Genomic DNA, 4,280 nt, shown 5'->3' on the forward strand with positions numbered 1-4,280 from the left:
CCAAGTGGCAGGAACGGTGGCAGCGCTATGCACCCTCCACCCTCCATAGTAAGGGGGGAGAAGCACCTCCTCTTACCCCCCCAACCCCCCCGAGAACAAAAAGCGAAGCAACACCTGACTCCCCCCTTTTTAAGGGGGGCGGGGGGGGGATCTTCAAGGGGGTAGAGACAGGAAAAATTGAGGGGTTTGAATACGTCTGTGAACTGAAAATTGATGGCAACGCTTTGGCGCTGACGTATGAAAATGGCGTCTTGGTGCGGGGAGTGACACGGGGTGACGGTGTCACCGGTGAAGATATTACGCAGAATGTCCGCACCATTCGCTCGATTCCCTTGCGACTGAATACGGAAGCACCGCCACCAGTGGTGGAAGTTCGCGGAGAGGCGTTCTTGCCCATTGAGGTATTTGAACAAATTAATCAGGAACGCGAGAAAGCGGGTGAGCAATTGTTCGCTAATCCTCGTAACGCCGCTGCTGGAACGCTGCGGCAATTAGACCCTAAAATTGTCGATCGCCGGCGGTTGGATTTCTTTGCTTATACCTTGCATATTCCCGGAAAAAACGACGCCCAAGTCGCCCGTACCCAATGGGAGGCGCTGGAATTAATGCAAAACTTGGGTTTTCGGGTCAATCCAAATCGCAAACTCTGCGCTTCATTAGAAGATGTACGGGACTACTACAACTCTTGGGATACCCAACGGCGGAATTTGCCTTATATGACCGATGGGGTCGTAGTAAAGCTCAATTCCTTTGCCCTTCAGGAACAATTGGGCTTTACCCAGAAGTTTCCCCGTTGGGCGATCGCACTGAAGTATCCCGCTGAAGAAGCGCCAACGGTGGTTAAGGATATTAGCATTAATGTCGGACGAACCGGCGCACTCACCCCGTTAGCGGAGATGCAACCCGTGCAACTAGCGGGAACCACTGTACAACGAGCCACTCTGCACAATAGCGATCGCATTGCTGAATTGGATATTCGCATTGGCGATACCGTAATTGTTCGCAAAGCGGGTGAAATTATCCCCGAAGTGGTACGAGTATTGCCCGAGTTGCGCCCAGAAGGGACTCAACCCTTCCAAATGCCGACCCATTGCCCCGTGTGCGGTCAACCGGTGGTGCGTCCAAAAGGGGAAGCAGTGACTCGCTGCATTAATGCCTCTTGTCAAGCCATCCTTAAAGGGGCACTAACCCACTGGGCAAGCCGTGACGCGCTGGATATTAATGGGATGGGTGAAAAGCTCGTACAGCAGCTCGTTGACCAAGGTGTGGTACACTCCGTTGCTGACCTGTACGATTTAACCGCTGAGCAATTGGCGTCGTTAGAGCGTTTGGGTAAGAAGTCCGCTGAGAAATTAGTCAATGCGATCGCACATTCCAAAACTCAACCTTGGTCTCGTGTACTCTACGGTTTGGGGATTCGTCACGTTGGCAGTGTGAACGCTCAAACTTTAACCCAACAGTTTTCTACCGTTGAACAGTTAGCTGGAGCCTCTGCGGCACAAATTGAAGGCGTCTATGGTATCGGCCCAGAAATCGCCCAGTCTGTCTTCTCCTGGTTCCAAGTTCCAGCCAACCAAACTTTGATTGAGCGGCTGCGAAAAGCGGGTTTGCAGTTAGCCTCGAAAGTAGAATACACAAATCAACATACAAGTCAATCCCTAAGCGGTAAAACCTTTGTGATTACTGGCACCTTGCCCACGCTGAAGCGAGATGAGGCGAAGGGGTTGATTGAAAAAGCGGGCGGGAAAGTGACGGGCTCGGTTAGTGCCAAAACCGACTACTTAGTCGTTGGGGAAGAGGCGGGTTCCAAATTGGAAAAAGCGCAAGCTTTAGGTATCCCCCTATTGAATGAAGCCCAGTTGTTGGAATTGCTGCAAGATTAATTTGATCTGCAAGCCAAATAATTGTCAGTGGTGTTTGGTATTTGCCAAGGACAACTGATACAAACCAACAACCGATGCAACTTCATCAAACTTCAGGGCGCTGGCGCTTGGGGCTGGCGTTATCGCTTCTCACTGTCTTCCTATGGGGAATTCTACCAATTGCCTTAGCTGTGACGCTTCAGGTATTGGATGTGTATACGGTCACCTGGTCTCGCTTCTTGATAGCGTTTGGGCTACTGGCGGTTTACTTAGCCTCACGTAAGCAACTCCCGACTCTGGGAGAACTGCGCTCGGCTTCTTGGGGAATGCTAGCGATCGCAACTGTAGGTTTAGGGCTGAATTACCTGCTTTACCTGCAAGGGTTGGCGCAAACTTCACCCACTAATGCTCAAGTGATCATCCAGCTTGCTCCTCTGTTTATGGGATTAGGAGCTTTAGCTGTTTTCAAAGAGCGCTACAACCTGCCCCAGCGGATCGGGTTGGGTATCTTAACTTTAGGGTTGACGCTTTTTTTTAAGGAGCAATTGAAGACGCTACTAACCGCACAGGCAACCTATCTCCTCGGTAATGTGATCCTTGTTGTCGCATCGATCGCATGGGCAATCTATGCCCTAATTCAGAAGCAGCTGTTACAAAAATTACCATCTGCGAGCATCATGCTGGTAATTTATGGCGGCTGTACTCTATTGTTTACTCCCTTGGCAGCACCGCAGCATCTTGTGAGCCTGAGTCCCTTAACTCTGAGTATGCTGCTGTTTTGTGGCTTGAATACGCTAATTGCTTATGGTGCCTTTGCCGAAGCCTTGGAACACTGGGAAGCTTCACGAGTCAGCGCAGTTCTTGCCACGGCTCCCCTTGTGACTCTCCTGTCTGTGCCGGCTGTTGCCTGGTTAACACCTAGCTTAATTGCACCGGAACACTTAACAGTATTGGGAGTGTTGGGGGCAATTTTTGTGGTTGTTGGTTCAATTGCAATTGCGATCGGAAAGAACCAACCCCAAACTACAGAAAAGTAAAAGTTTGTTGTAAGTAATCACCTCACGAGCTTCCTATGTCAGAAACAGCAAAATCGATCGCCATCCATGCATCTGAGGCACCGACAAGAACCAAGCCCTCGAACTATCCTGAACCATTCGCGTCGCGCATGGTGGGCAGAGAAAAGCGCCCACTTGGCGACCTGTTTGGCCTCACGAACTTTGGCGTCAACCTTACACGCTTAGCTCCCAATGGCGTTTCCGCCCTTCGTCACGCTCATACCAAGCAAGACGAGTTCATCTACATCTTACAGGGGCACCCAACACTACACACGGACGAAGGGCGTATACAACTTTCTCCGGGCATGTGTGCAGGCTTCAAGGCCGGTACTGGCAACGGACACCACCTGATCAACGAAACCTCAGAGGATGTCCTGTACCTCGAAGTGGGCGATAGAACACCGGGAGACGAAGGAAGCTATCCCGATGATGACCTCAAAGCCTTGTTGGAGGATGGCAAGTGGAAATTTGTCCACAAAGACGGCACTCCATACTAAACCCCCTCATCTCAAATCTGGGTTAACTATCGTTCTTTTTTAGCAAGCTGGGGAAGCTGGGGAGGCTGGGGAAGAAAAATCACTGGCATTAAAGAGGAGTTATACAAGGGAATTTGGTATCACTCCTCTAGTTCGGGAAATTCAGCGCAGAACTGAGTTACAAACTCTTGCATCCTAGCTTCCATTTTTCGTAGCTGTTGGGCTAGAGCATTCCCTTGATCAGCTTGCTTGCTCATCGAGTTATCTGAACCGAAGCGATCGCTGAAATATGACATCGACATCTCATCACCGAAGCTTGTGAGTAAATTCCGGTGTTTAGCCTGATACTGCTGATACCGTCGCCAAACCTTTTCCCACTCATCTGATCGGTTTGCCATTGCTCTTCTTTCATTCGTCACAAAGGTATGTTCGCATCCACTTAAGCGAGGAACTATCAGCACAGCGATCGCTCCTCTACTTCCCGTTTCCGTGCCTATTCTTGATTTTTCCGGATGCCGCTCGAAATCTGTTGAGTTAGAGAAGAGATAGATGCACCTTGGTTTCCCCCTTTGCGCGATCGAGCGCTGGGGGGACTTTTTATAGAGTACCAGTTTAGCGATTATTCATCTGTAGAGTTCGTTTAATCACGGTCGCCATGTGTCTGGAAATCTTAAGCCCACATTCCGCAGGTTGCTGGTAGAGTCAGAGGTATTTTTCAAGACTCCAGACAGTTTTTTCCTGGGAGGCGATGCGCTAACGCGCTAGCTTCGCTTCACGCAAAAGACTGTTCTGGTAGATTTTTGATAAAAATAATCAAGAAGACTCGGCTGTTGACTCCAATGAAGGCATCAAAAGCCAAGAAAAGATAACTGTAATTAGTGAGCCAA

4 protein-coding genes are annotated in these 4,280 nt (G+C 49.8%); 3 read left to right on the forward strand and 1 reads right to left on the reverse strand.

Annotation, left to right across the window (positions count from 1 at the left end):
- The 3 genes from ligA to V6C93_RS27855 all read left to right on the forward strand — a co-directional run.
- Positions 1–1,883: NAD-dependent DNA ligase LigA (ligA, locus tag V6C93_RS27845; protein ID WP_333479924.1), on the forward strand; the 1,883-nt coding region annotated here is incomplete at its 5' end.
- Between the two features lie 74 nt (positions 1,884–1,957).
- Positions 1,958–2,899, forward strand: coding sequence for a DMT family transporter (locus tag V6C93_RS27850; protein ID WP_333479925.1), 942 nt, complete (start codon positions 1,958–1,960; stop codon positions 2,897–2,899).
- Positions 2,900–2,934: 35 nt separating this feature from the next.
- Positions 2,935–3,414: a cupin domain-containing protein gene (locus V6C93_RS27855; protein WP_349262866.1), complete on the forward strand. Its 480-nt coding sequence runs from the start codon at positions 2,935–2,937 to the stop codon at positions 3,412–3,414.
- Positions 3,415–3,533: 119 nt separating this feature from the next.
- Here the strand turns inward: V6C93_RS27855 and V6C93_RS27860 are convergent, their stop codons facing one another.
- Entirely contained in the window at positions 3,534–3,854 is a 321-nt protein-coding gene (locus V6C93_RS27860) for a hypothetical protein (RefSeq protein WP_333479927.1), read from the reverse strand.
- Between the last annotated feature and the right edge of the window lie 426 nt (positions 3,855–4,280).

Origin of the sequence: Allocoleopsis sp. (assembly GCF_036703385.1) — a bacterium.
Classification (GTDB): domain Bacteria; phylum Cyanobacteriota; class Cyanobacteriia; order Cyanobacteriales; family Coleofasciculaceae; genus Allocoleopsis.